Origin of the sequence: Duganella aquatilis, from assembly GCF_009674565.1 — a bacterium.
In the GTDB taxonomy this organism is placed as follows: domain Bacteria; phylum Pseudomonadota; class Gammaproteobacteria; order Burkholderiales; family Burkholderiaceae_D; genus Rugamonas; species Rugamonas aquatilis.
The window spans coordinates 1-21,044 of record NZ_WKJL01000028.1 but is presented as its reverse complement, the minus strand read 5'-3'; the positions used below and the strand labels follow the sequence as shown (position 1 = coordinate 21,044).

25 protein-coding genes are annotated in these 21,044 nt (G+C 64.0%); 15 read left to right on the top strand and 10 right to left on the bottom strand.

Annotated features, from left to right (window positions below):
• Positions 1–21 precede the first annotated feature (21 nt).
• The 4 genes from GJ698_RS25875 to copC form a co-directional block, all read right to left on the bottom strand.
• The gene (locus tag GJ698_RS25875) at positions 22–753 is read right to left on the bottom strand and encodes a class I SAM-dependent methyltransferase (RefSeq protein ID WP_229260175.1); all 732 of its coding nucleotides are present in this window, start codon (positions 751–753) and stop codon (positions 22–24) included.
• A 190-nt stretch (positions 754–943) separates the two neighbouring features.
• Positions 944–2,524: an isocitrate lyase gene (locus GJ698_RS25870; RefSeq protein WP_154360747.1), complete on the bottom strand. Its 1,581-nt coding sequence runs from the start codon at positions 2,522–2,524 to the stop codon at positions 944–946.
• 243 nt (positions 2,525–2,767) lie between these two features.
• Complete coding sequence (gene copD / locus GJ698_RS25865; protein ID WP_166454948.1) at positions 2,768–3,619, bottom strand: copper homeostasis membrane protein CopD; 852 nt, start codon at positions 3,617–3,619, stop codon at positions 2,768–2,770.
• Positions 3,616–3,981 (bottom strand): copper homeostasis periplasmic binding protein CopC, encoded by a 366-nt coding sequence (gene copC / locus GJ698_RS25860; protein WP_154360745.1) that lies wholly within the window; start codon positions 3,979–3,981, stop codon positions 3,616–3,618. Before copC ends, copD begins: the two co-directional genes overlap by 4 nt.
• A gap of 150 nt (positions 3,982–4,131) precedes the next feature.
• Here copC and GJ698_RS25855 point away from each other — a divergent pair, with 150 nt between their 5' ends.
• The 3 genes from GJ698_RS25855 to GJ698_RS25845 are packed head-to-tail and all read left to right on the top strand — an operon-like array spanning position 4,132 to position 6,207.
• Positions 4,132–4,464, top strand: coding sequence for a CzcE family metal-binding protein (locus tag GJ698_RS25855; protein WP_154360744.1), 333 nt, complete (start codon positions 4,132–4,134; stop codon positions 4,462–4,464).
• 4 nt (positions 4,465–4,468) lie between these two features.
• Complete coding sequence (locus tag GJ698_RS25850; RefSeq protein WP_154360743.1) at positions 4,469–4,876, top strand: DUF305 domain-containing protein; 408 nt, start codon at positions 4,469–4,471, stop codon at positions 4,874–4,876.
• Positions 4,873–6,207, top strand: coding sequence for a YncE family protein (locus tag GJ698_RS25845; RefSeq protein WP_154360742.1), 1,335 nt, complete (start codon positions 4,873–4,875; stop codon positions 6,205–6,207). The genes GJ698_RS25850 and GJ698_RS25845 overlap by 4 nt, the downstream gene beginning before the upstream one ends.
• A gap of 71 nt (positions 6,208–6,278) precedes the next feature.
• Here the strand turns inward: GJ698_RS25845 and GJ698_RS25840 are convergent, their stop codons facing one another.
• Positions 6,279–7,220 carry a porin gene (locus GJ698_RS25840; RefSeq protein WP_154360741.1) on the bottom strand — a complete coding sequence of 314 codons (942 nt, stop codon included), beginning with the start codon at positions 7,218–7,220 and terminating at the stop codon, positions 6,279–6,281.
• Positions 7,221–7,314: 94 nt separating this feature from the next.
• Between GJ698_RS25840 and GJ698_RS25835 the strand changes: the two genes are divergently transcribed.
• The gene (locus GJ698_RS25835; RefSeq protein WP_154360740.1) at positions 7,315–8,010 is read left to right on the top strand and encodes a DUF3108 domain-containing protein; all 696 of its coding nucleotides are present in this window, start codon (positions 7,315–7,317) and stop codon (positions 8,008–8,010) included.
• Positions 8,011–8,106: 96 nt separating this feature from the next.
• Here GJ698_RS25835 and GJ698_RS25830 read toward each other — a convergent pair whose 3' ends face one another.
• The 3 genes from GJ698_RS25830 to GJ698_RS25820 are packed head-to-tail and all read right to left on the bottom strand — an operon-like array spanning position 8,107 to position 10,540.
• Positions 8,107–9,459: a vWA domain-containing protein gene (locus GJ698_RS25830; RefSeq protein ID WP_154360739.1), complete on the bottom strand. Its 1,353-nt coding sequence runs from the start codon at positions 9,457–9,459 to the stop codon at positions 8,107–8,109.
• Positions 9,460–9,461: 2 nt separating this feature from the next.
• Positions 9,462–10,082, bottom strand: coding sequence for a TadE/TadG family type IV pilus assembly protein (locus GJ698_RS25825; RefSeq protein WP_154360738.1), 621 nt, complete (start codon positions 10,080–10,082; stop codon positions 9,462–9,464).
• Positions 10,079–10,540 (bottom strand): TadE/TadG family type IV pilus assembly protein, encoded by a 462-nt coding sequence (locus GJ698_RS25820; protein ID WP_154360737.1) that lies wholly within the window; start codon positions 10,538–10,540, stop codon positions 10,079–10,081. The genes GJ698_RS25825 and GJ698_RS25820 overlap by 4 nt, the downstream gene beginning before the upstream one ends.
• A 373-nt stretch (positions 10,541–10,913) precedes the next feature.
• On the opposite strand from GJ698_RS25820, the gene GJ698_RS25815 reads away from it, so the two are divergent.
• The 3 genes from GJ698_RS25815 (at position 10,914) to GJ698_RS25805 (ending at position 13,578) form a co-directional block, all read left to right on the top strand.
• The gene (locus tag GJ698_RS25815) at positions 10,914–12,599 is read left to right on the top strand and encodes a sensor histidine kinase (RefSeq protein WP_154360736.1); all 1,686 of its coding nucleotides are present in this window, start codon (positions 10,914–10,916) and stop codon (positions 12,597–12,599) included.
• 16 nt (positions 12,600–12,615) lie between these two features.
• On the top strand, positions 12,616–13,284 hold the full coding sequence (locus tag GJ698_RS25810) for a response regulator transcription factor (protein WP_154360735.1): 669 nt from the start codon (positions 12,616–12,618) through the stop codon (positions 13,282–13,284).
• A gap of 126 nt (positions 13,285–13,410) precedes the next feature.
• Positions 13,411–13,578: a Flp family type IVb pilin gene (locus tag GJ698_RS25805; RefSeq protein WP_154360734.1), complete on the top strand. Its 168-nt coding sequence runs from the start codon at positions 13,411–13,413 to the stop codon at positions 13,576–13,578.
• Between the two features lie 47 nt (positions 13,579–13,625).
• Here GJ698_RS25805 and GJ698_RS25800 read toward each other — a convergent pair whose 3' ends face one another.
• The gene (locus GJ698_RS25800) at positions 13,626–13,925 is read right to left on the bottom strand and encodes a hypothetical protein (RefSeq protein ID WP_154360733.1); all 300 of its coding nucleotides are present in this window, start codon (positions 13,923–13,925) and stop codon (positions 13,626–13,628) included.
• 2 nt (positions 13,926–13,927) lie between these two features.
• A complete protein-coding gene (locus tag GJ698_RS25795) occupies positions 13,928–16,444 on the bottom strand; it encodes a S9 family peptidase (protein WP_371865438.1) in 2,517 nt (838 codons plus the stop codon).
• Between the two features lie 412 nt (positions 16,445–16,856).
• Between GJ698_RS25795 and GJ698_RS25790 the strand changes: the two genes are divergently transcribed.
• The 8 genes from GJ698_RS25790 to cpaB all read left to right on the top strand — a co-directional run.
• Complete coding sequence (locus tag GJ698_RS25790) at positions 16,857–17,024, top strand: Flp family type IVb pilin (protein ID WP_154360731.1); 168 nt, start codon at positions 16,857–16,859, stop codon at positions 17,022–17,024.
• 39 nt (positions 17,025–17,063) lie between these two features.
• Entirely contained in the window at positions 17,064–17,231 is a 168-nt protein-coding gene (locus tag GJ698_RS25785) for a Flp family type IVb pilin (RefSeq protein ID WP_154360730.1), read from the top strand.
• Between the two features lie 174 nt (positions 17,232–17,405).
• On the top strand, positions 17,406–17,540 hold the full coding sequence (locus GJ698_RS25780; RefSeq protein WP_154360729.1) for a Flp family type IVb pilin: 135 nt from the start codon (positions 17,406–17,408) through the stop codon (positions 17,538–17,540).
• Between the two features lie 168 nt (positions 17,541–17,708).
• The gene (locus GJ698_RS25775) at positions 17,709–17,876 is read left to right on the top strand and encodes a Flp family type IVb pilin (protein ID WP_154360728.1); all 168 of its coding nucleotides are present in this window, start codon (positions 17,709–17,711) and stop codon (positions 17,874–17,876) included.
• A 147-nt stretch (positions 17,877–18,023) separates the two neighbouring features.
• Positions 18,024–18,191: a Flp family type IVb pilin gene (locus tag GJ698_RS25770; RefSeq protein WP_154360727.1), complete on the top strand. Its 168-nt coding sequence runs from the start codon at positions 18,024–18,026 to the stop codon at positions 18,189–18,191.
• 91 nt (positions 18,192–18,282) lie between these two features.
• Positions 18,283–18,858, top strand: a complete 576-nt coding sequence (locus GJ698_RS25765) for an A24 family peptidase (protein WP_154360726.1) — start codon at positions 18,283–18,285, stop codon at positions 18,856–18,858.
• An 8-nt stretch (positions 18,859–18,866) separates the two neighbouring features.
• A complete protein-coding gene (locus GJ698_RS25760; RefSeq protein WP_229260174.1) occupies positions 18,867–20,258 on the top strand; it encodes a DUF8689 domain-containing protein in 1,392 nt (463 codons plus the stop codon).
• On the top strand, positions 20,255–21,044 hold a 790-nt coding region (gene cpaB / locus GJ698_RS25755), incomplete at its 3' end, for a Flp pilus assembly protein CpaB (RefSeq protein ID WP_154360725.1). The genes GJ698_RS25760 and cpaB, both read left to right, overlap by 4 nt.

Below are 21,044 nucleotides of genomic sequence, written 5' to 3'. Positions count from 1 at the left end.
AGGGCGCCAGTAGCGCATCTGTTAAGGCGAGGGCTTTTTGAAGCGCAGCACGAAGCGGTCGGTCTTACCGCGGATTGCCGGATCGAAGATCTTCAGCTGATGGTCGTCGCCCTGCACTGCCAGCACGGTGCTTTCGCCGTCCAGCACGAAGCCGGCTTTTTCCACTTCGGCTTTCACTGCGGCCGGATCGATGCGGTGCAGGTCCTCGGTGTTTTTCAAGCCGGTGCCCGCAGCGGCCGCATGGTCGGCAACGATGTAGTAGCCGCCCGGTTTCAGGCGCTTGAAGACGGCCTGGTTGAAGGCGTTGACGTCGGCGCCTTTCATGAAGCTGTCGTGCAGGTCGTGATAATTCTCGAAGGTCCACACCACATCCACCTTTTTGGCCATGTCGGCCCCAGGCTGCTCGGCGAGCGGGTAGGAACTTGCCTCGACATTGGCGTGCCCCGCCTCAGTGGAGATGGCCTTGGCCAGCGCCAGCGGATCGGACTTGAAGCCGGTGATCTCGGCCGGCACATAGGCGACCACCTTGCCCTTGGGGCCGACCACCGTCGAGAACAGGCGCGACCAGTAGCCGCCGCCCGGCCAGACATCCACTACCACATCGCCGGCCTTCACCCTGGCGAAAGCGACCAGCTCGGCCGGATGGCGCACCTCGTCCTGCTGCACATCTTTTTCCGGCCGCGCCTTATCGGCAACCGCCGCCGTCACAGCCGCCGACGGCGCCTGCGCCTGTGCCGGTACGGACAACAGCATCGGCGCAACCGCCAAACCAACGAGCGCTGACTTCAAGAACAATACTGATTTCATGGATCGGACCTTTCCTGATTTTTCCGCGCACGTCGCGCGGCTGCGCTATCTTACTCCCGCCCAGCCGATGGACTTCATCCCATGTCATAAAAAAAAAGCTCGCCGAGGCGAGCTTGAAGTGGTGCTTGAACCGGTCTTAGAACTGGTTCATCGTATTGTCTTTACCGGCGGCCTTCAGGGCTGCTTCGCCGCTGAAGTAGTCCTTGTGGTCGTCGCCGATGTCCGAGCCGGACATGTTCTGGTGCTTGACGCAGGCGATGCCCTGGCGGATCTCCTTGCGCTGCACGCCGGCCACGTAGCCCAGCATGCCCTGGTCGCCGAAGTATTCCTTGGCCAGGTTGTCGGTCGACAGCGCAGCCGTGTGGTAGGTCGGCAGCGTGATCAGGTGGTGGAAGATGCCCGCTTCGCGCGCCGCGTCGGCCTGGAAGGTGCGGATCTTTTCATCGGCCTGCTTGGCCAGTTCGCTGTCGTCGTACTCGACGCTCATCAGCTGGGTGCGCTCGTAGGCGGACACGTCCTTGCCTTCGGCCTTGAACGCGTCGTACACCTGCTGGCGGAAATTCAGCGTCCAGTTGAACGACGGGCTGTTGTTGTACACCAGCTTGGCGTTCGGGATGACCTTGCGGATTTCCTTGACCATGCCGCCGATCTGCGCGATGTGCGGTTTTTCGGTTTCGATCCACAGCAGGTCGGCGCCGTTCTGCAGCGAGGTGATGCAGTCAAGCACGCAACGCGCTTCGCCGCTGCCGGCGCGGAACTGGAACAGGTTGCTTGGCAGGCGCTTGGGACGCAGCAGCTTGCCTTCGCGCTTGATGATCACGTCGCCATTGCCCAGCGCGTCGGCCGACACTTCCTCGCAATCGAGAAAGGCGTTGTACTGGTCGCCCAGGTCGCCCGGCTCGGCGGTGACGGCGATCTGCTTGGTCAGGCCGGCGCCCAGCGAGTCGGTGCGGGCAACGATGATGCCGTTGTCCACGCCCAGCTCCAGGAAGGCGTAGCGGATGGCGCGGATCTTGGCCAGGAAGTCCTCATGCGGCACGGTGACCTTGCCGTCCTGGTGGCCGCATTGCTTCTCGTCCGACACCTGGTTTTCGATCTGGATGCAGCAGGCGCCCGCTTCGATGAACTGCTTGGCCAGCAGGTAGGTCGCTTCCGCGTTGCCGAAGCCGGCGTCGATGTCGGCGATGATCGGCACCACGTGGGTGACGTGGTTGTCGATCTTGTCCTGGATGGCGGCCTTGGCCGAACCTTCGGCGGCGTCCAGTTGGCGGAACAGGCCGCCCAGCTCGCGCGCATCGGCCTGGCGCAGGAAGGTGTACAGCTCCTTGATCAGCGCCGAGACAGCGGTTTTTTCGTGCATCGACTGGTCCGGCAGCGGGCCGAACTCCGAGCGCAGCGCGGCCACCATCCAGCCCGACAGGTAGAGGTAGCGGCGGTCGGTGCTGTTGAAGTGTTTTTTAATCGAGATCATTTTTTGCTGGCCGATGAAACCGTGCCAGCAGCCCAGCGACTGGGTGTATTTGCTTGGGTCGGCGTCGTAGGCGGCCATGTCGGCGCGCATGATGCCGGCGGTGTATTTGGCAATGTCCAGGCCGGTCTTGAACTTGTTCTGCGCGCGCATGCGGGCAGCTGACTCGGGGTTGATGGCGTTCCAGGCGGAACCTTGTTGCTCTTTCAAAGCGCCAACTGCCTTGATGTCGTCTTGATATTGGGACATTTTTATCTCCTAAAGAAAAACACAAATAAGCAAAACCGCATGTCTAAATAGTAGGCCATTCTGATGCATTGCACCAAGTCTTATATAAGACATACAAGTGAAATTTATTCGTTATTTTTCAAATAGATAGATATCACTTTTCTTAATATGAAACGCTTTTTCAAAAAATGAGAAAAACCATGCGGCACTCCATCATGTCCGATTTCACATTATGGAAAGTCATTTTTCATGGCGAGGAAACCGCTACGGCGCCAGCATTCCTATGCATGCGGCCAGCAGCACCACGATGGCGGACAAGGCAATTTCGCCCCACACCGACCAGCGCAACAGCGGCGACGCGCGCAGGCGCGGCAAGATGATGTAGCGGTTCGCAATGGCGATGACCGCCATCAGCAGCACCAGCGCCGCCTTGCACAGCAATAGGCGCTGGTATGGCTGCGACAGCGCAAACGGCCAGGCGCCGAGGATCAGGAAGTTGTTGGCGAGGCCGCTCAGCAACACCATCAGCACGACCACGTGGCCGACGGTGGAGAAGCGCATCAGCGCAAGCTTGGCGGACGCGAATTCCTCCGCGCGCTTCATTCTCGGCAGCAAGGTCAGCACCACGACCAGCGCGCCCATCCAGGCGCCGCCGCTCAACAGGTGCAACAGCTGATTCAGCTGATGCAGCGCGCGCAGCCAGCCGTCATGCATGACGGCGTGGCCGGTGAGGCTCAGGCTGCCCAGCAGCGCCGCGCTGCCGAACGCACAGGCCCCCATGCTGCGCCAGCCAAGCACGCACACCAGCACGACGACCTGCATGCACCACGCCGCACCGATGCTGGTTCCAGTCGCGACGCGGTACAGCATCTGCGGATTGCAGGCGTCGCGCCAGCCGTCGCCCAGGCTGGCCGCTTGCAGCGGCAGCGAGCACAGCACGGCGAGCGCGATGCCCGCCAGCGCCGCCCGCCGCAGGCCGCCAATCTGGCGCCAGACCGGCTGTCGCAAGACGGCCGGCGCCAGGGTACCGAGAAACGCCGCGGCGCCCCACAGGAACAAGGCGCACGCATCGAAGACAAAGCGGCTGGCCAGCAGCGCCAGCTCTATCGCGCTCAAGGCTTGACGGTAAAGCGGTAAGTGCCGCTGGTCTTGTGCCCATCGACGGACAGGACGTGCCAGTCGACCGTGTACACGCCGGGCGCCAGCTTGGCGGCAAGCGGCGCTTTCAGGGTCTTGCCGCCATCCGCCAGCGACGCCGCTTCCAGTTTGACCTCCTGCTGATCCGGCCCGGTCAGCCTGATGCCGCTGAAGGACTGGTTCACCGACTCGGAAAACGTGAGATCCAATCCGGCGGGCGATGCAACGGCGGCCTGCTCGGCCGGCGCCGCCGCTTTAAGGTGAGCATGCGCCCAGGCATGACCAGCAACAGCGATATTGGCCAGCACGGCCAGGCTGAGTGCGCGAACAAGACGTGACATGAATAACTCCCATACGGTTTCAACGGAGGCCCATTGTCGGTTTTAAACGGCGACGCGTGGATTACAAATGTGTCATCTTCGGGTCATCGTCCCGTCAGTAGCGTCTGCCTAGAATGGCTCCATCGTCACTCACCACTGAAAGGAAACATCATGTTGAACGCACTCCGCACCGCCCTGGTCGCCACCGCCATCATCGCCGCCACCGGCGCCGCTCACGCAGCCACCAATCCGCAAGCAGTCTACGGCGAAGCCGTCGCCGGCAGCGCCGCCGCGCGCCAGGTCACCATCACCGCCGACACCAAGTCGGTCAACGTCAACGACGGCGACACCGTGGCTTTCAACGTCAACGGCAAAACCTTCACCTGGCACTTCGACACCCTGCGCGGCATGGGCAGCTTCGACCTGGCGAAGATCGCCCCGGCCGGCGTGGACACCGGCATGACCAACGTCTACGTCGCCAGCAACCCGCTGTACCGCGGCTGATCCGATGCGGGCCGCCATCGCCAGCTGCCTTGCCGCCCTGTCGCTGATCGCGGCAGGCGCGCAGGCGCAGGAACACCACCATCACGGCGCCGACGCGGCGCCGTCCGCCACACCGCCCGTATTCGTCGCCAGCAGCGCCAAGCCGTTCAGCGCGCTGATGGACGACGCCATGGCCGTGATGGACGCCGGCATGAAGCAGGCGCCCATGAACGGCGTACCGGAGCACGACTTCGTCACCATGATGATGCCGCACCACCAGGGCGCCATCGACATGGCCAAGGCCGTGCTGCTGACCACCCAGGATCCCGAGATCCGCAACCTGGCGCTCGGCATCATCGCCGAGCAGCAAGTCGAGATCAACGTCATGCAAGCCTGGCTGCAACACCACCCCACCAAGGAGACCACCAAATGAAGAAACTCGCATTCGCCGCCGGCGCGCTGCTGTGCGCCCATGCCTGGGCCGCCATCTCGCCGCTGGACCGCGTCTACACCGCCGACCAGAACACCAATACCATCTCGGTGTTCAGCCCGGCCACCAATACGCTGCTGGGCCAGATCAAGCTGGGCAACTCGCGGCCGGACGTGCTGTCGCCGCTCTATAAAGGCGAGATCAATGTGCACGGCCTGGGCTTTTCGCCGGACCACAAGACGCTGATCGCGATTTCCAACGGCTCCAACTCGGTCACCTTCATCGACACCGCCACCAACAAGGTCAAGGGCAAGACCTACGTCGGCCGCTCGCCGCACGAAGGCTTCTTCAGCGCCGACGGCAAGGAAGTGTGGGTGGTGGTGCGCGGCGAGGACTACATCTCGGTGATCGACCCGGTGACGTTCAAGGAAACCCGCCGCATCCAGACCGACCTGGGACCGGGCATGGTGCAGTTCCACCCGGACGGCAAGCTGGCCTTCGCGGTGTCGAGCTTCACGCCGACGGTGGACATCATCGACGTGGCGTCGCACACCATCATCAAGCGCATCAACGTGGTCAGCCCGTTCTCGCCGTTCCTGCAATTCACGCCGGACTACAGCGAAATCTGGATGACGCATAAGGACGTTGGCAAGGTCACGCGCATCAGCACCAAGACGCTGGAAGTGACCGGCGTAATCGACACCGGCTTCATCTCCAACCACCTGGCCTTCGCCAAGGTCGGCGGCGAAGTGCGCGCCTATGTCACCATCGGCGGCGAGAACGTGGTCAAGGTCTACAGTACCGGCAAGGAAGCCAGGCTGCTGGCCACCATCCCGACCGGCGCGCTGCCGCACGGCGCCTGGACCTCGGACGACAACAGCCGCGTCTACATCGGCCTGGAAAACGGCGACGGCGTGCAGGCGATCGACACCGCCACCAACAAGATCGTCGCCACCATCGGCGGCGGCCAGGCGCCGCAGGCGCTGATCTACCTGTCGAACGTGGCGCCGTCGGCCAGCGACAAGTCGAACCTGGTGCCGCGCGTGAACCAGGACTCGGTCAACATCCAGCTCAAGCCGCTGCAGGGTGACAGCAAGGGCTTCGTGGTGGTGCGCAGCCTGGGCGTGGTGGAATCGATCGAAGCCTTCCTGTACAAGCTGAAGCCGGACACGCAGTACGACGTCTACGCCGGCGGCAACGCGGCGCCGGTCGGCAGCTTCCGCACCAACGCCATGGGCATGGCCAACGGCACCATGATCGGACCGGGCCAGACCAACGGCGCCGTCACCGTCAAGGAAACCGGCGGCGCGGCGGTGCTGGCGTCGCAGCCGTAAGTTTCCCTCCCCTCCCCTCCCCTCCCCGGCGCGCGCCATGCAGGCAGCGGTGCGCGCCGATCCCCCCTCTATCAGAACAACTGGCGGACGCCCAGATTGAAGGCGGCATCTCCGCTGCCCGCTTCGGTATCGTTGCCGACCGTGTAGCCGGCGCCATGCTGGTTGCGGATTTTCGCGTACGCCACATAGGTGCTGGTGCGCTTCGACCAGGCGTAGGAATAGCCGACAGCCAGCTGGCTGGCATCCTGATTCCACTGCCGGTCATCCTTGTGCAGGAACGAGGTCATCAACGTGCCGCGCGGACCGAGCGGCAGCGTGGCGCCGATCAGCAGGTCGCGGCTGTCGGTGGTCGGCTTGGGCGCATCCTGGTAGCCGTAGGCGTTGGCGACCGGCAGCACCGCGCTGTTGAAGCCCTTGTCCTGCCCCAGCGCCAGGAACGCCTTGACGATCTGGAAGTCGTAATTGGCCACGAACAGCACATTGTGTCCGAGGTCACGCGACACGGGCGCGGCGCCGGCCGGGACGCTGTCGCTGTTGCGGTTGTTGTACACCAGTCGCGCGTTGAGCGTGCCATTGCTGTAGGCGACCGCACCGCCGTACTGGCGTCCCGCCGCCTGATCGCCCTGCTGCTCGCCCTGGCTGTAGGTGACTTCGCCGGACCAGCCGGACAGCGACGGCGTTGCATAGGCAACCGTATTGCTGGTCCGGGTATTCGGGCCAGCCAGCGGGAACAGGTTCTTGGCGCTGCCGGCATAGCCCAGGCCAAACGGATCGCCCACTTCGGCCAGCGCCTTGTACAGGGCGGTCTTCTGGCGACCCAGCGTGAGCGCACCATACTGCTTGCTGCTCAGGCCGACCAGCGCCTGGCGGTTGAAGGCCGAGCCGGCGACATCGGACTCCCCGGTGTCGACCTTGACGCCGGACTCCAGGACAAACACCGCGTCCAGCCCGCCCCCGAGATCCTCGTTGCCCTTGAAGCCCAGGCGCGACGCCGAACCGACACCTCTCGTCAAACTAATACGCGCAGGAAACTTTGCTGCACTGCCGCTAGCTCTCTTTGAAACTTGGTTATATAGTCAATGAACAAACCACAACAAAGGAGACAGCATGACCATCAAACGTACGTTTGCAGTGCTCTGTTTCATCCTGCCTTGCGCGCTCGCGCGGGCAGGCAACCACGAATCGGTGCCGGCCCCGGCGCCAGCGGTTGGCGATTCGTGGACGTATCAATACACGGACGTGTGGAAAGGCGCCAAGGGCAATGTCAACCGCATGGAAGTGGCTTCCATCGACGAGGCCGGCGTGCACATGGCGATCAAGCGCGCCGCCAGTGGCGCGCTGATCAGCACCCAGCTGTTCAGCCCGGACATGAATCCGGTCGAGCGCGGCGGCATGCATTTCAGCCCATCGTTTACGCGCTTCGCCTTCCCGATGGCGCCGGGTGCCGAATGGAGCAGCGACGTCGTCGGCGACAACAGCAAGGCCGGCAAGCAGCAGCGTTACGCCATCAAGGGCAAGGTGCTGGACTGGGAAAAAGTGCGGGTGCCGGCCGGTGAATTCGAAGCCCTGAAGATCGTGGTGGAAGCGCAATACGCCGATGCCAACGACGCCACGCGCGGCGGCGGCAAGCTGACCGAGACCGTCTGGTTCGTCCCGGCGCTCAACAACTACGTCAAGCTCGACTACCAAGACGCCGACGCCCAGGGCCGCCTCTACAGCCGCGACAGCTGGGAGCTGATGTCCTTCGGCCACAAGACAACGACGCCGCCAATGGCCGCCGTCGCCCCGCCCAACCACCGCTAAGCGAATCCGGGGTCAGTTCTGCCAATCGCATACAAGCTCTGCCGTAGCGGCCGCTACGGCAGAGCTTGTATGCGATTGGCAGAACTGACCCCGGTTTTATTTGGAGATGCGCAGGATGGCTGACGCCAGCTTGGAGAAGCACGGCGTCAGGTCGGCCTGGGTGGCGGCGTAGCAGTAGACGCCGACCGGCTTGGCGGCGTTGTAGCAGCGCGCCGGCGCATCGACCGAGTTGGCCATGCACTTCAGCGTGTCTTCGCCCTTCTCGCCGTCGACGCCGGTGCCGATCTTCAGGCTGTTGCCCAGTCCCAGCGTAAAGATGTAGATCCCCTCGTCGCGCGATTTCGACGCCATCGCTTCCACCAGGTTGCGCGCGGCGCGGTTGACGTTGGCGTAGGTCAGCGTGTTGGTCACCACGCGCGGCGTCGTCGTCACCACCGGATATTCGCGCAGCGCCGGGTCGTTCGGCGTCAGCGTCGGATTGTGCGCGTTGTACCAGTCCGGCAGCGACGCCGCCTTGCTCGGCAAATCGGACGGCGTGCAGTTGCCGCCGATGTCGTCGTACTGCTGGTCCAGCTTGAACAGGCCGGCCGGCGTGCCGGAGCCGTCATCGTCGGTGTAGATGGTGCCGGGCTGGGTGCAGGTGCCGGCGCTCTTCCAGTTCAAATAGGCGCCGAAGGAGTTCGGCGCGCCGTCCGAGAAGAACACGATCACGCGCAGGTTGGAACGGTTCAGATTGGCCGTCGGCACGCTGTTGATCTGGTCGCGCGCGGTGTACATGCCCTCGGCCGAGGCGGTCGAGCCGCTGAAGGAGTAGGCCTTGATGTGGTTGGTCATGCTGGTGCGGTCAAAGCCGCGCGCGATCGGCCGGATGGCGTCGTCGACGATCGAGCCGAAGGCGAAGTGCACCAGGCCGACCCGGTCGCGCGCCACGTTGAACTGGTTGAGGAAGGTCACCGCCGAGCTGCGCACATTGGCGGCCGAGCCGGCCAGCGAGCCGGAGGTGTCCATCACCACGATCATGTCGAGGTCCTTGCGCTTGGTTTCGGTCAGCACCGACGGCGCCAGCACGCCGGTGCTGAAGCCGCCGAACAGCGCGGTCGGCAGGCTGGCCGAGGCGCTGACGGTCACCGTCACCTCGCTGGCGCTGAAGGAGACGCCGACATCGTTCAGCGTCGCCGTCGACATCAGGTAGTTGGCCGGGAAGTTGGCGTTGAAGAAGCGCTGCGCCGCCGCCTTGGCGTTGGCGGTCTGCTCGACCTGGGTGGTGCCGTTGCTGATGGCGCGCGCGGCGGCCAGGCCGGCGGCGTCGGTGGCGGCGTTGAGCTTGGAGCGCACCATGTAGCTGAGGCCGGCGCTGAAGGCCAGCGCCACCACCGCCAGCAGCGTGGTCAGCGACAGCACCACCATCAGCGTGATGCCGCCGCGTTGGGTATGTTTGTAGAAGCGCATGGTCAGAATACCGTCATCGAGTAAAAATCGGTCGCCAGCGAAGGCGTGCTGAAACTGCCGAAGGTGAAGGTCTGGAACAGCATGTTGTATTTGTAGTAGACCTCGACCACGTAGATCACTTCGCCGTCCAGCAGCTGGCCGCTCATCATCGACACCACCGGCGCCGTGCTGCCGGTCGGCACCACGCAGGTGCCGGCGGTGCCGCTGGCCCAGTTGCTGCAGGTCCAGATCTTCGACAGCGGCGCGTAGCCGCTGATGCGGTAGCCGCGGTTGTTGACGGCGTCGTCCCAGCGGTACTGTTCCAGCACGATGCTCTTGGTGGTGCCGCCCGAGGTCGAGCCCATGATGCGGGTGATGTAGATCATGCCCAGCTTGTTCATGTCGAGCGGCGGCGCCGACGCCGCCACCTGGCCGATGATGGTCTGGGCGTTTTCCGACAACTGCAGCTTGCCGCGCGAGGCCAGGTTGGCGGCCTCGCGGCTGAGGTTAATCAGGATCATCTGCGCCTGCATGGCGCGCGCCACATCGACCAGTCCCAGCATCAGCACCAGCAGCAAGGGCAGCAGCAGCGCGAACTCGACGGCGGCCAGGCCGCGATGGCGGTGATAACGGCGCGGGCTCATGGCGTGAACGCCTCGTTCTGCATGGTGGCGGCCACCGCGAACTTGTACTGGCCGCTGGGGAACACGGCAGCGACGATCGGCGTGGCCAGGTTCCAGGTGCAGTCCAGCCGCAGCACCACGATGTCGCCGGGCGCGCCCAGCACCGTGGCGGCGTTGGCGGTCGACGACACCGTGCCGTTGACCGAGAACACCGGGCACACGGTATCGAGGTAGCCCATGGAATTGGTGCGGATGACTTGCATCACCGACTTCAGGCGCGAGGTCGGGTCGACGTCGGTGCGGCCGGTGACGGCGTAGCGCGCGCCTTCGCGCACCGCGTATTGCATGGTCAGCGTGACAAAAAAGACCAGGCTGAATTCGATCAGGCCGATCAGCAGCAGAAACGCGACGGGGGCGACAATCGCCATCTCGACGACGGCCGAGCCGCGCTGGCGGCGCAGGAATCCGGGCACTCTCATGGTGTTGCGTCCGTGGTACGGTTACGTTGAAAATACAGGCGGGAGCGCAGATGGCGCGGCACTGCTGACGGGCTGGCCGGCGCAGCAGGGGCCGGCGGCAGCGCCACGGGAATGAGGTGACGGTAAGCTATTCTATCCCGATTCATTTATGTCGCCTAGTTATTTAATGTTTTCTCATAGCATCAAAAACGCGGCGCCGGCGCGGCGCGGGGCCAACGCGGGCGTGAACCATGGCAAGCAGCGTAACACGCGCTGGCTGGACAGAGCAGCTTCGACTGCGTAGACTCGATTGAGTTAGCAACAACTATCGAATCGCTATTTTGTTTAGCCTGGGTATATGTGAAGCCGCCGGCACGCGCGGCAGGAGACGTGATTGATACCACAAAGCCCTTCCAGCACTGTCGCGCGCAACGCCGGCGACGCCGTCGGCGCGTCGATGGTGTTCGTCATGCGCCTGGTGCTGGCGCTGACCGCCATCCTGACGCTGGTGGTCGCGCCCGGCGACCTGGGCAACCGCTACGGCGAACGCAACCTGCTCAATTCGCTGATCTTCGGCGGCTACCTGCTGCACAGCCTGACCCTGCTGCTGGTGGCGCGCCGCCACCGCACGCCGTTCTGGCACGGCAAGGCGGTGTACTGGATCGACCTCGGCTGGTACGCGCTGATGGTGTACTGCACCGGCGGCGGCAACAGTTTCTTCTTCCCGTTTTTCTTTTTCGTCATCCTGACCGCCTCCTTCCAGTGGGGCTTCGACGAGGGCGCGCGCATCACGCTGGGCGCCACCTTCGCGCTGGCCCTGTCGACCTGGCTGACCGACAGCAGCATCAACCACGCCCACCTGCTGCTGCGCACCGCCTTCGTGCTGGCGCTCGGCTACATGATCGCCTACTGGGGCGGCCTGGGCGTGGCGCAGCGCCGCCGCCTGCGCCTGCTGCGCGACGTCAGCCGCCTGGCCAATCCGCGCTTCGGCGTCGACCAGACCATCGCCCTGGTGCTGCAGCAGACGCGCGACTTCTACCACGCCAGCAACTGCCTGCTGCTGATGCGCGACAATCCCGAAGAGCTGTGGCAGTTGCACTCCTCGGGCGCGCCGCAGGGCCGCGCCTCGCTGTCGCGGCTGCCGGAGGGCGCCGCCGCGCCGCTGCTGGTGTTCGCACCGCAGGCGCTGGTGCAGTATGCGGCGGCGCTGCATGCGCGCCTGCCGGGCACGCTGGAGTCGCGCAGCCGCACGCCGGAGCAGGCGCGCTGGCAGCGCCTGCCGCCGGAAACCGTCGAACAGCTGATCGACTTGCTGGACGCCAGTTCCTTCATCAGCGCCCCGCTGCCGCTGCGCAAGGGCGAGGGTCGGATTTACGTGGTGTCCGACCGGCACCGCTTCAGCCGCGTCGATGCGGTGTTTTTGCAACAGTTGGCGGCGCAGGTGTTTCCGGTGATCGAAAACATCGTGCTGCTCGACCGCCTGGCCTCGGACGCCGCCTTCCGCGAGCGGCAGAAGATCGCCCGCGACCTGCACGACACCACCATCCAGCCCTACATCGGCCTGCGCCACGGCATCAGCGCGGTGCGCCAAACGTTGCAATCGGACCACCCGGTTGCGGCGGAACTTGATAAACTGCTGGACATGACCACCCAGGTCATCGGCGACATGCGACAATTCACCCGTCAAGTACGGCAGGGTGCGTCGCAAACCGACGCTGAACTGCTGGTGGCGTTGCGTCGACAGGCGCAGCAGGTGCAAGAGTTCTACGATATCCAGATTACGATACAGGCGCAGGACGGCCTGACCATCAGCGACCGGCTCGCTGCGGAAGTGTTCCAGATCGTGAATGAAGGCATGCACAATATACGCAAACACACCCGCGCCCGCACCGGGACGATCAGCCTCAACAACGCTGACGGCCAGCTGCGGATCCGCATCGAAAATGAAACCCCGGAAGGTCCCACGGCCCCATTCCTGCCTGGATCACTCGCCGAGCGCACCGCTGCGCTGGGCGGAACGATCGAGATCGACTGCGATACGCCAGGCGCCACCGCAGTCAGCATCGCCATCCCGGTATAACTGACCGAGGCAAGACATGAGCACACCTATCCGCATCCTGCTGGTAGACGACCACAAGACCATGCTGTGGGGGCTGGAAAAACTGATCGAAGGCGGCGGCAGCGATTTGACGCTGGTCGGCACCGCCAACAACAACGATAGCGCGTTGCAGCAGGCCAGCCTGCTGAAACCCGACGTGATCGTGCTCGACCTCGACCTTGAAGGCCGCAGCTCGATCGAAATCCTGCCGCAGCTGCTGCAGCAAAGCGGCGCCAAGGTGATGATACTGTCCGGCAACCGCGACCAGGGCTTGCTGACGCAGGCCGTCAAGCTGGGCGCGCGCGGCGTGGTCAGCAAGGAAGCGCCGGCCGACGTGGTGCTCAACAGCATCCGCAGCGTGTTCAAGGGCGATATGTGCGTCGACCCGAGCTTGATGAACGCCCTGCTGGGGCAGCTGTCGGCGCCGGCCAAGGCCGATCCGGAAGCGGCCCGCATCGCTTCGCTGACGCCGAAGGAACGCAAGATCGTCGCCGTGGTGGTGGAAGGCAATGGCGCGCCGAACAAGGAGCTGGCCTCCAAGCTGTTCATCGCCGAGCCGACCTTGCGCAACAACCTGACCACGATCTACCAGAAGCTGGGCGTGGCCAACCGGCTCGAACTGTACGTCTACGCCACCAAGCACGGCATGACCAGCGTTCCCGCCTAGTGTGAGAATTGGTGACAAATGTCACCGGAGATCGTGACGTTTGTCCACTGCGCAGCGCGACACGGCTGCGTAGAATGGTTTTCATCGGCGGCACCTCCGCCTGATTACCAGACAAGGAGACTCACCATGAACGCCATGAAAAACTTCATCCAGAACGAAGACGGCATCACCGCCATCGAATACGCGCTGATGGCAGCCGCCATCGCCGCCGCCATCACCGCCGGCCTGACCATCCTCGGACCGAAGATCACCGCCTCGCTGACCTACATCTCGGGCCTGATCAAGTCGTCCTGATCCGCCCTGCGGCAAAAAAAAACCGGAGCATGCTCCGGTTTTTGTGTTTATAGCGTGTCGGGGAAGGACGAACACAGGGAACGGCAGGTCTTCTCGTTCTTGTCGAGGAAGCGTTCCAGCTGGTCCGCTTCCTCTTCGTCGAGCTGCTTGAGCTTCTCCGGGTCGGTGATGCCTTCGCGCTTGGCCCGGATCTTCTTCAAGCTTGCCTCATGCGGGTCCTTGAACGCCGGTTCTCCGGCGATCAGGGGCGCGCATTTGGCAAAGCACTGGTCCTTGGTCTGCATCTTTTCAGCGCTCGCCAATTGCAGTACGCCGCCCAACACCACCGCAACGACAACCTTCAGCACGGTTATTGCGCCGCGGCAGCCGGTGCCGTGGTTGCGGCCGGTGCGTTCTTCACGTACTTGTCGAACCAGCGCAGCATTTCGTACACCAGCTGCTCGTTCGATTCGCGCGCCGCGTACCAGTGCGGCTCGTGCGGCAGCATCACCAGGCGCGTCACGCCGCCATTGCCGCGGATCGCTTCAAACAGCTTGACCGATTGCAGCGGCGTGGTGCCCGGGTTGGCGTCGTCGCCGCCGTGCACGATCAGCAGCGGCGTCTTCAGCTTGTCGGCGTAGAAGAAGGTCGACGCCTTGGTGTAGACCTCCGGCGCTTCCCATACCGAGCGGCGCTCGTTCTGGAAACCGAACGGCGTCAGCGACTTGTTGTACGAGCCGCTGGTGGCCGCGCCGGCACGGAACAGGTCCGAGTGCGCCAGCAGGTTGGCGGTCATCAGCGCGCCATGGCTGTGGCCGGTCACGCCGACGCGGTTCGGATCGGTCACGCCCAGGCGCACCGCTTCGTCGACGGCCGCCTTGGCGTTGGCCACCAGCTGCTCGGTGTAGGTGTCATACGCCTTGCGCGGATCGCCGACGATAGGGAAGGCCGCGCTGTCGATGATGGCGTAGCCCGACAGCAGCAGCAGGCGGTACTGGCGCAGACGGGTGAAGGTGGCCTGCGAGCCGGTGGTCTGGCCCGCCTTGGAAGCGTCCGCATAGTCCAGCGGATACGCGTTCAGGATGGTCGGCAGCGGCGTGCCTTCCTTGTAGCCCGGCGGCGTGTACAGCGTGAACGACAGGTCGATGCCGTCGGCGCGCTTGTACTTGACCAGGCGCTTCTTGATCTCGCGGACCTGCGGCACCGGATCGACCAGGTGGGTCAGCGCCACGCTGGTGGAGGCATAGCCCGGCTCGCCGGCAGCGGCGGTGGTGCTGGCGCCGACCGTGCGCACGAAGGCGTTCGGCGTGTCTTCCGGCGACTGGAACCAGGTCAGCAGATGGCGGGTGTCGTTGCCGGCGAAGCCGATGAACTGTTCATACGAGGTTTTGCTGCTGCGGAACAGGCGCTCCGTTTGCTGCGTCTTCAGGTTGAACTTGTCGAGGAACGGACGGTCGCCATCCGGCGACGAACCGGCGCCGGACAGGAAGATGGTGTCGCCCTCCTGGCGGATCACCGGGAAGCCGTTCGCCAGGCGGCGATGCACCGGCTGGCCGGGATTGGCGTACTTCTCGTCGCTCGACTGGTCCCAGATCAGGCGGCGCGAATTCTGCGCATCGTCCACGTTCAGCAGCCAGGTGCGCAGCCATTTGCGGTTGACGTCGTAGTCGCTCAGCAGGGCCACGCCCGGCTGTTCGCTCCACTGCAGGTTGGCCATGCGCTGCTCGGTGCGGGTGATTTCCACCGGCGCCGAAGTGAACGGCGCTTTCAGCACCATCAGCTTGTCGCGTTCGGCGGCCTTGACGTTCGGGTTGCCGCCGTCCAGCGCTTCCACCCAGGTCAGCGTCGCCGCGTCGGTCGGACGCCAGGAGAAGTTGCGCGGACCGACCGGCACGCCGCGGTTCGGCACGCGGTCGGCCAGCGGCAGCGCGGCGATTTCACGCACCACCGGATTGCCGTCCTTGCCCGCACGCTGGGTCAGGTCCCACAGATCGATCTGTTTCGGGAAACGGTCGAAGGTGGTGACGTAGGAATACGGCGGACGGATTTCGGTGACCACCACGTGGTGGCCATCCGGCGCCACGCTCAGTTCTTCATACAGGCCGGGCTTGCCGACCGGCGTGATCTTGCCGCTGGCGGCGTCGACCAGCGCCAGTTGCGAGGTGCCGTAGTAGTTGAACAGTTCCTCGTCGTGGCGGTTGCGCAGCGTGTCGCGGTTTTCGTAGGTGCTGCTCTGGCCTTTTTCGCCGAGCGATTCCTGGATGCCGGGGCCGTCCGAACCCGGCGGCGCGGCCGGCGGCGCCTTGCGGGCAGCGACCTGCTTGACCAGCAGGGTTTTCTGGTCGGGCATCCACTGCAACTGGTCGCCGAACATCTGGTTCAGGCGTACGCCCGGCAGACGGCGCACGGCGCCGGTCTTGGCGTCGCCGACCCACAGCTCGACGGCGTCGCTGGTGATGTTTTCAAACGCAAAGCGCTGGCCGTCGGCGCTCCACACCGGACGGCGCGGGCAGGCGTCGGCCGGCAGCTTGACGGCGGTCTGCTTGCCGCCGTCGACCTGCACCAGGTCGATGGCGCTGACGCACGGCGGAATGCCGTAGCCGCCCGGCGTGTCGTGCTGGCTGCGGTTGCCCGGTTCGATGCGCACGCCGGCCAGACGCAGGAACGGCGTGGCGACTTTGGCGATCGACGGGTAATCCTGCATGGTGACCAGCATCAGGCGGTCGCGCGTCGGGCTGAGCGACGGCGACGGCGGCGCTGCGGCGCGCATCACATCGAGGATTTCCTTGGGGGGCTGGTTGTAGACGCTGGTGGCGGCAGCGGCTGGTACGGTGGCTGGCGCTGCGATGGCGGTGCTCGTCATGCCGACCGCGAGCGTGGCGCTCACGAGGCTGCACAACAGGTGTTTTCCCTGCATGGTCTTTCTCCCGTTTTTTATATCACTACATGAACGCGCGGCAGGATCGCTATCCGCGCATTTGGAACGGAACATTAGGCCATGAAAACATTTCTGCGGCAATAATAAATTTTCAGTCGCAGAATTTTTCTGCGCTTGGGCGGCCGGATGGTCGGCGCAGAACCGACGCATGGCCGCCCGTGCTGCGAGGGGTCACGCCAACCTCATGGCCCACAAGGTGACAAATGTCACCGCAGGTCGTGACGTTTGTCGGATGTGCGGCGGCGGTGCGCTGCGTAGAATGACTTACATCAGCAGTGCAACCAGCAGTACCTAAAACCTGAACCCCGTTTTAGTTGAAGCAGTCACCCTACTTATTCAACCAACTTTTACGAGGTTCATCATGAACGCAATCACCAATTTCATCCGCAACGAAGACGGCATCACCGCCATCGAATACGCTCTGATGGCCGCCGCCATCGCCGCCGCCATCACCGCCGGCCTGGCCGTTCTCGGACCGAAGATCACCGCATCGCTGACCTACATCTCGGGCCTGATCAAATCGTCGTAAGCAACCCCACTTACTCCACCAACTTTGACGAGGCTCACCATGAACGCAATCACCAATTTCATCCGCAACGAAGACGGCATCACCGCCATCGAATACGCCCTGATGGCTGCCGCCATCGCCGCCGCCATCACCGCCGGCCTGGCCATCCTGGGCCCGAAAATCACCGCTTCGCTGACCTATATCTCCGGCCTGATCAAATCGTCCTGATCGACCATCTCCTCGATGTTCAGCAGCCTTCAATCCGGAACCGCGTTCCGGATTTTTTTTGCGTGACAAATGTCACGGCACATCAGGACGTTTGTCGGATGTGAAACGATACCAGGCTGTCTAGAATGCCAGTTTGTACCATCGATTACCACCCCGCCTTACAGGAGCAGCCGCATGCGCACACCATCGATTCAACGCTTCGTCCACGACGATGACGGCGCCACGCTGCTGGAATACGCGCTGATCGCCGCCCTGGCGTCGGTGATCGTGATCATCGCCATCCTGGCCGTGCTCGGCGCCAAGACCTGAGCGACCGTGACAAATGTCACGGTCCGAAAGTGACTTTTGTCTGCTATGCAGTGACAAGCAAGACAACGTAGAATGCTTCATATAGGCAACATTGCAGTACCTAAAACCTGAACCCCGTTTTAGTTGACGCAGCATCCGATTACTCAACTAACTTTAACGAGGCTCAGCATGAACGCAATCACCAACTTCATCCGCAACGAAGACGGCATCACCGCCATCGAATACGCCCTGATGGCCGCCGCCATCGCCGCCGCCATCACCGCCGGCCTGACCTTCCTCGGTCCGAAACTCACCGCCTCGCTGACCTATATTTCCGGCCTGATCAAGTCGTCGTAATCGGCCGCCGCATCAAAAGATCCGGACCCGCGCCGGATCTTTTTTTATCCGTGCCGTGCGGAGGCCGATGGCCGCACACGGCGAACCGCCACGCCAACCTTGACCCGTAGGCGCGGCGGCCCTTCCCTTAACTTTCCGAGGCCCCCAATGAATGCCCTCCGTAATTTTGTCCGCAACGAAGATGGCATTACCGCCATCGAATACGCACTGATGGCCGCCGCGATTGCAGCAGCGGTTGCCGGCGGTGTCGCCATTCTCGGCACGAAACTGTCCGATTCGTTGAGCTATATCTCAGGCCTGGTGAAATCCTCCTGATTTGCAAGCTGCAAATATTTCCGTAACGGTGTACGCCGTTCCGGAAATATTCTATACACTAAATTGTCTGCCCCTTTTACAAGGCGAACGAATGACCATCTTGCCGTTGATCATACTGTGCTGCTTGCTGGCACTGGCAGTCTGGAGCGACCTGCGCACCCGCCGCATTCCCAATGCGCTGGTGTTCGGCGGCGCGGTACTGGGCCTGTTGTTCAACGCAGTGTTGCCTGCTGGCGACGGTCTCTTCATACAAGTCTTTGGCGGCATCGGCCTGGTCAAGGCGCTGGCCGGCCTGGCCGTCGGCCTGTGCCTGCTGCTGCCGATGTACGCCATGCGCGCCCTGGGCGCCGGCGACGTCAAGCTGATGGCCATGATCGGCGCCTTCACCGGTCCCGGCGCGGTGGCCGGCATCACGCTGCTGACGCTGCTGGCCGGCGGCGTGCTGGCCCTGGTCGTGGCCGGCTTCAACGGCCGCCTCAAGCCGATGCTCTACAACACCTGGCACCTGATCAAATACAGCATGCTGCGCTCGCTCGCGGGCGAGGTGCCGAAGATGGAGGCGCCGGCCACGCCGAGCGGCCGCCTGCCGTACGCGGTGGCCATCGCCGCCGGCGCCGCGCCCTACCTGATCGTCGGCGCCAGCAGCGGCCGCAGCCTGTTCTTCTGATGGGCATCATGTCCACTCCGCAGATCAGCGAAGCTCCCGCCGACGCCCGCGCGCCGCGCACCACCGACGAAACCGGGCTGCCGTTCCTGTTCCTGGTCGAGCTGCTGTGCAAGGTGCTGTTCCAGCGCGGCCAGGTGCGCCTGCCGGAACTGGCCGCGCATTTGAAACTGAGCGTCAGCGTGATCACGCCGCTGGTGACGCATTTGCGCAACGAAAAACTGTGCGAGGTCACGCGCAGCGGCGGCAGCGGCACCGACGCCGACCTGACCTATCACCTGACCGAGGCCGGCATGCAGCGCGCCATCGCCTGCCTCAACCGCAACTCCTACGCCGGCCCGGCGCCGGTCACGCTGGCCGCCTACGTGGCGCAGGTGGAGACGCAAAGCGTGCGTCACTTGCATGTCACGCGTTCCGATGTGCAAGCCGCTTTCCACGACGTCGTCGCCAGCGCGCAGGTGCTGGACCAGATGGGCGCGGCGATGAATTCCGGCCGCGCGATTTTCATCTACGGCCTGGCCGGCAGCGGCAAGACCTTCCTGGCCGAGCGCCTGTGCGACCTGCTGCACGGCGCCATCTCGGTGCCTTACGCCATCATGATCGACGGCGAAGTGGTGCCCTTCTACGATCCGGTGCAACACCGCCCTGCCGCCGACGCGCCGCCGGCCGAGGAAGGCAGCGACCTGCTGCGCACGCTCGACGCACGCTGGGTGCGCGGCCTGCAGCGGCCGACCGCGCTAACCGGCGGCGAACTGACCTTGGAGATGCTCGACCTGCGCTTCGACGCCAACACGCGCCTGTACCAGGCGCCTCCTCATCTGAAAGCCAACAACGGTATTTTCATCATCGACGACCTCGGACGGCAGCGCTGCTCGCCGCTGGAATTGATGAACCGCTGGATCGTGCCGATGGACCGTGGCGTCGATTATCTTTCGTTGCACACGGGACTGGTTTTTCAAGTTCCTTTCGATGTGGTCGTGGTATTCTCGTCAAACTTCCTGCCGGAACGTTTATCGGATGGCGCCTTCCTCCGCCGGCTCGGATACAAGATAGAAGTACCGCCGCAAAGCCCCGCGGAATATGAGCTTCTGTTCCGCCAGGCCTGCGCGCAGTACGGCATCGCATTCGACGCCGCAGCCTTCGACTACCTGCTGGGCGGCCTGCATGCCAAGGACGAGACGCCGTTGCTGGCCTGCTATCCGCGCGACCTGATCCGCCAGGTGCGCGACCTGGCCCGCTACGAAAGCACGCCGCCCGCCTTGAACCAGCGCTCGCTGGACTGGGCCTGGCACAACTACTTTGCCGGCGCCGGCGCCCGACGCGTCGCCGCCGAACAGCAGAAGAAGGAACGCGAACGCCGCGAACTGCAAACCAATCCGCTTAACGCAGGAAGGCTGGGATGAGAAACACTCGTGCTCTGACAATGATAGGGGTGGCGCTGTTCCTGGCGCTGGCGGCCGTGGTGGTGGCGGCGCAATGGATCGCCGGCCAGTCGGCCAGCAACAGCAACAAGGTCGCGGTGGCCATGCTCGACATCAGCATGGGGGCGCGCATCACGCCGGAACTGGTGCACATGGTGGACTGGCCGGCCAGCTCGGTGCCGCCGGGTGCGATGACCGACATCAAGACGCTGGAAGGCCGCATCACGCGCGCCAACGTGCAGCGCGGCGAACCGATCACCGAAGGCAAGCTGGCGCCGGCCGGCAGCCAGGGCGGGCTGTCGTCGGTGGTGGCCGAAGGCAAGCGCGCCATGACCGTGCGCGTCAACGACGTGGTCGGCGTGGCCGGCTTCGCGCTGCCCGGCAACTACGTCGACATCCTGGTCAACACCCAAAGCGACAGCAACGGCGACCACCTGGTGCGCGAACAGGCGATCTCCAAGATCGTGCTGGAACGCATCCTGGTGCTGGCGATCGCGCAGGAATCCAGCCGCGACGATACCAAGCCGAAAGTGGTCAACGCGGTCACGCTGGAACTGACGCCGGACCAGGTGGAAAAGCTGGACCTGGCGCGCAGCGTCGGCACGCTGTCGCTGGTGCTGCGCAACCAGGTCGATCCGCAATCGGCGAATACCGAGGGCGCCACCAAGAGCAGCCTGCTGGGCGACGCCGTGAACGCCGGCGTGCCGCTGCCGCGCAGCGCCACCATGCGAAAGCGCACAGCCCCAGGGCGGCCAGCCCGCCCGGAGC

Coding starts and splice junctions, on each gene's coding strand:
- GJ698_RS25875 (WP_229260175.1), bottom strand. CDS start 753: ATGCTGTTGTCCGTACCGGCACAGGCGCAGGCGCCGTCGGCGGCTGTG.
- GJ698_RS25870 (WP_154360747.1), bottom strand. CDS start 2,524: ATGTCCCAATATCAAGACGACATCAAGGCAGTTGGCGCTTTGAAAGAG.
- copC (WP_154360745.1), bottom strand. CDS start 3,981: ATGTCACGTCTTGTTCGCGCACTCAGCCTGGCCGTGCTGGCCAATATC.
- GJ698_RS25855 (WP_154360744.1), top strand. CDS start 4,132: ATGTTGAACGCACTCCGCACCGCCCTGGTCGCCACCGCCATCATCGCC.
- GJ698_RS25850 (WP_154360743.1), top strand. CDS start 4,469: ATGCGGGCCGCCATCGCCAGCTGCCTTGCCGCCCTGTCGCTGATCGCG.
- GJ698_RS25845 (WP_154360742.1), top strand. CDS start 4,873: ATGAAGAAACTCGCATTCGCCGCCGGCGCGCTGCTGTGCGCCCATGCC.
- GJ698_RS25835 (WP_154360740.1), top strand. CDS start 7,315: ATGACCATCAAACGTACGTTTGCAGTGCTCTGTTTCATCCTGCCTTGC.
- GJ698_RS25830 (WP_154360739.1), bottom strand. CDS start 9,459: ATGCGCTTCTACAAACATACCCAACGCGGCGGCATCACGCTGATGGTG.
- GJ698_RS25825 (WP_154360738.1), bottom strand. CDS start 10,082: ATGAGCCCGCGCCGTTATCACCGCCATCGCGGCCTGGCCGCCGTCGAG.
- GJ698_RS25820 (WP_154360737.1), bottom strand. CDS start 10,540: ATGAGAGTGCCCGGATTCCTGCGCCGCCAGCGCGGCTCGGCCGTCGTC.
- GJ698_RS25810 (WP_154360735.1), top strand. CDS start 12,616: ATGAGCACACCTATCCGCATCCTGCTGGTAGACGACCACAAGACCATG.
- GJ698_RS25805 (WP_154360734.1), top strand. CDS start 13,411: ATGAACGCCATGAAAAACTTCATCCAGAACGAAGACGGCATCACCGCC.
- GJ698_RS25790 (WP_154360731.1), top strand. CDS start 16,857: ATGAACGCAATCACCAATTTCATCCGCAACGAAGACGGCATCACCGCC.
- GJ698_RS25785 (WP_154360730.1), top strand. CDS start 17,064: ATGAACGCAATCACCAATTTCATCCGCAACGAAGACGGCATCACCGCC.
- GJ698_RS25780 (WP_154360729.1), top strand. CDS start 17,406: ATGCGCACACCATCGATTCAACGCTTCGTCCACGACGATGACGGCGCC.
- GJ698_RS25775 (WP_154360728.1), top strand. CDS start 17,709: ATGAACGCAATCACCAACTTCATCCGCAACGAAGACGGCATCACCGCC.
- GJ698_RS25770 (WP_154360727.1), top strand. CDS start 18,024: ATGAATGCCCTCCGTAATTTTGTCCGCAACGAAGATGGCATTACCGCC.
- GJ698_RS25765 (WP_154360726.1), top strand. CDS start 18,283: ATGACCATCTTGCCGTTGATCATACTGTGCTGCTTGCTGGCACTGGCA.
- GJ698_RS25760 (WP_229260174.1), top strand. CDS start 18,867: ATGTCCACTCCGCAGATCAGCGAAGCTCCCGCCGACGCCCGCGCGCCG.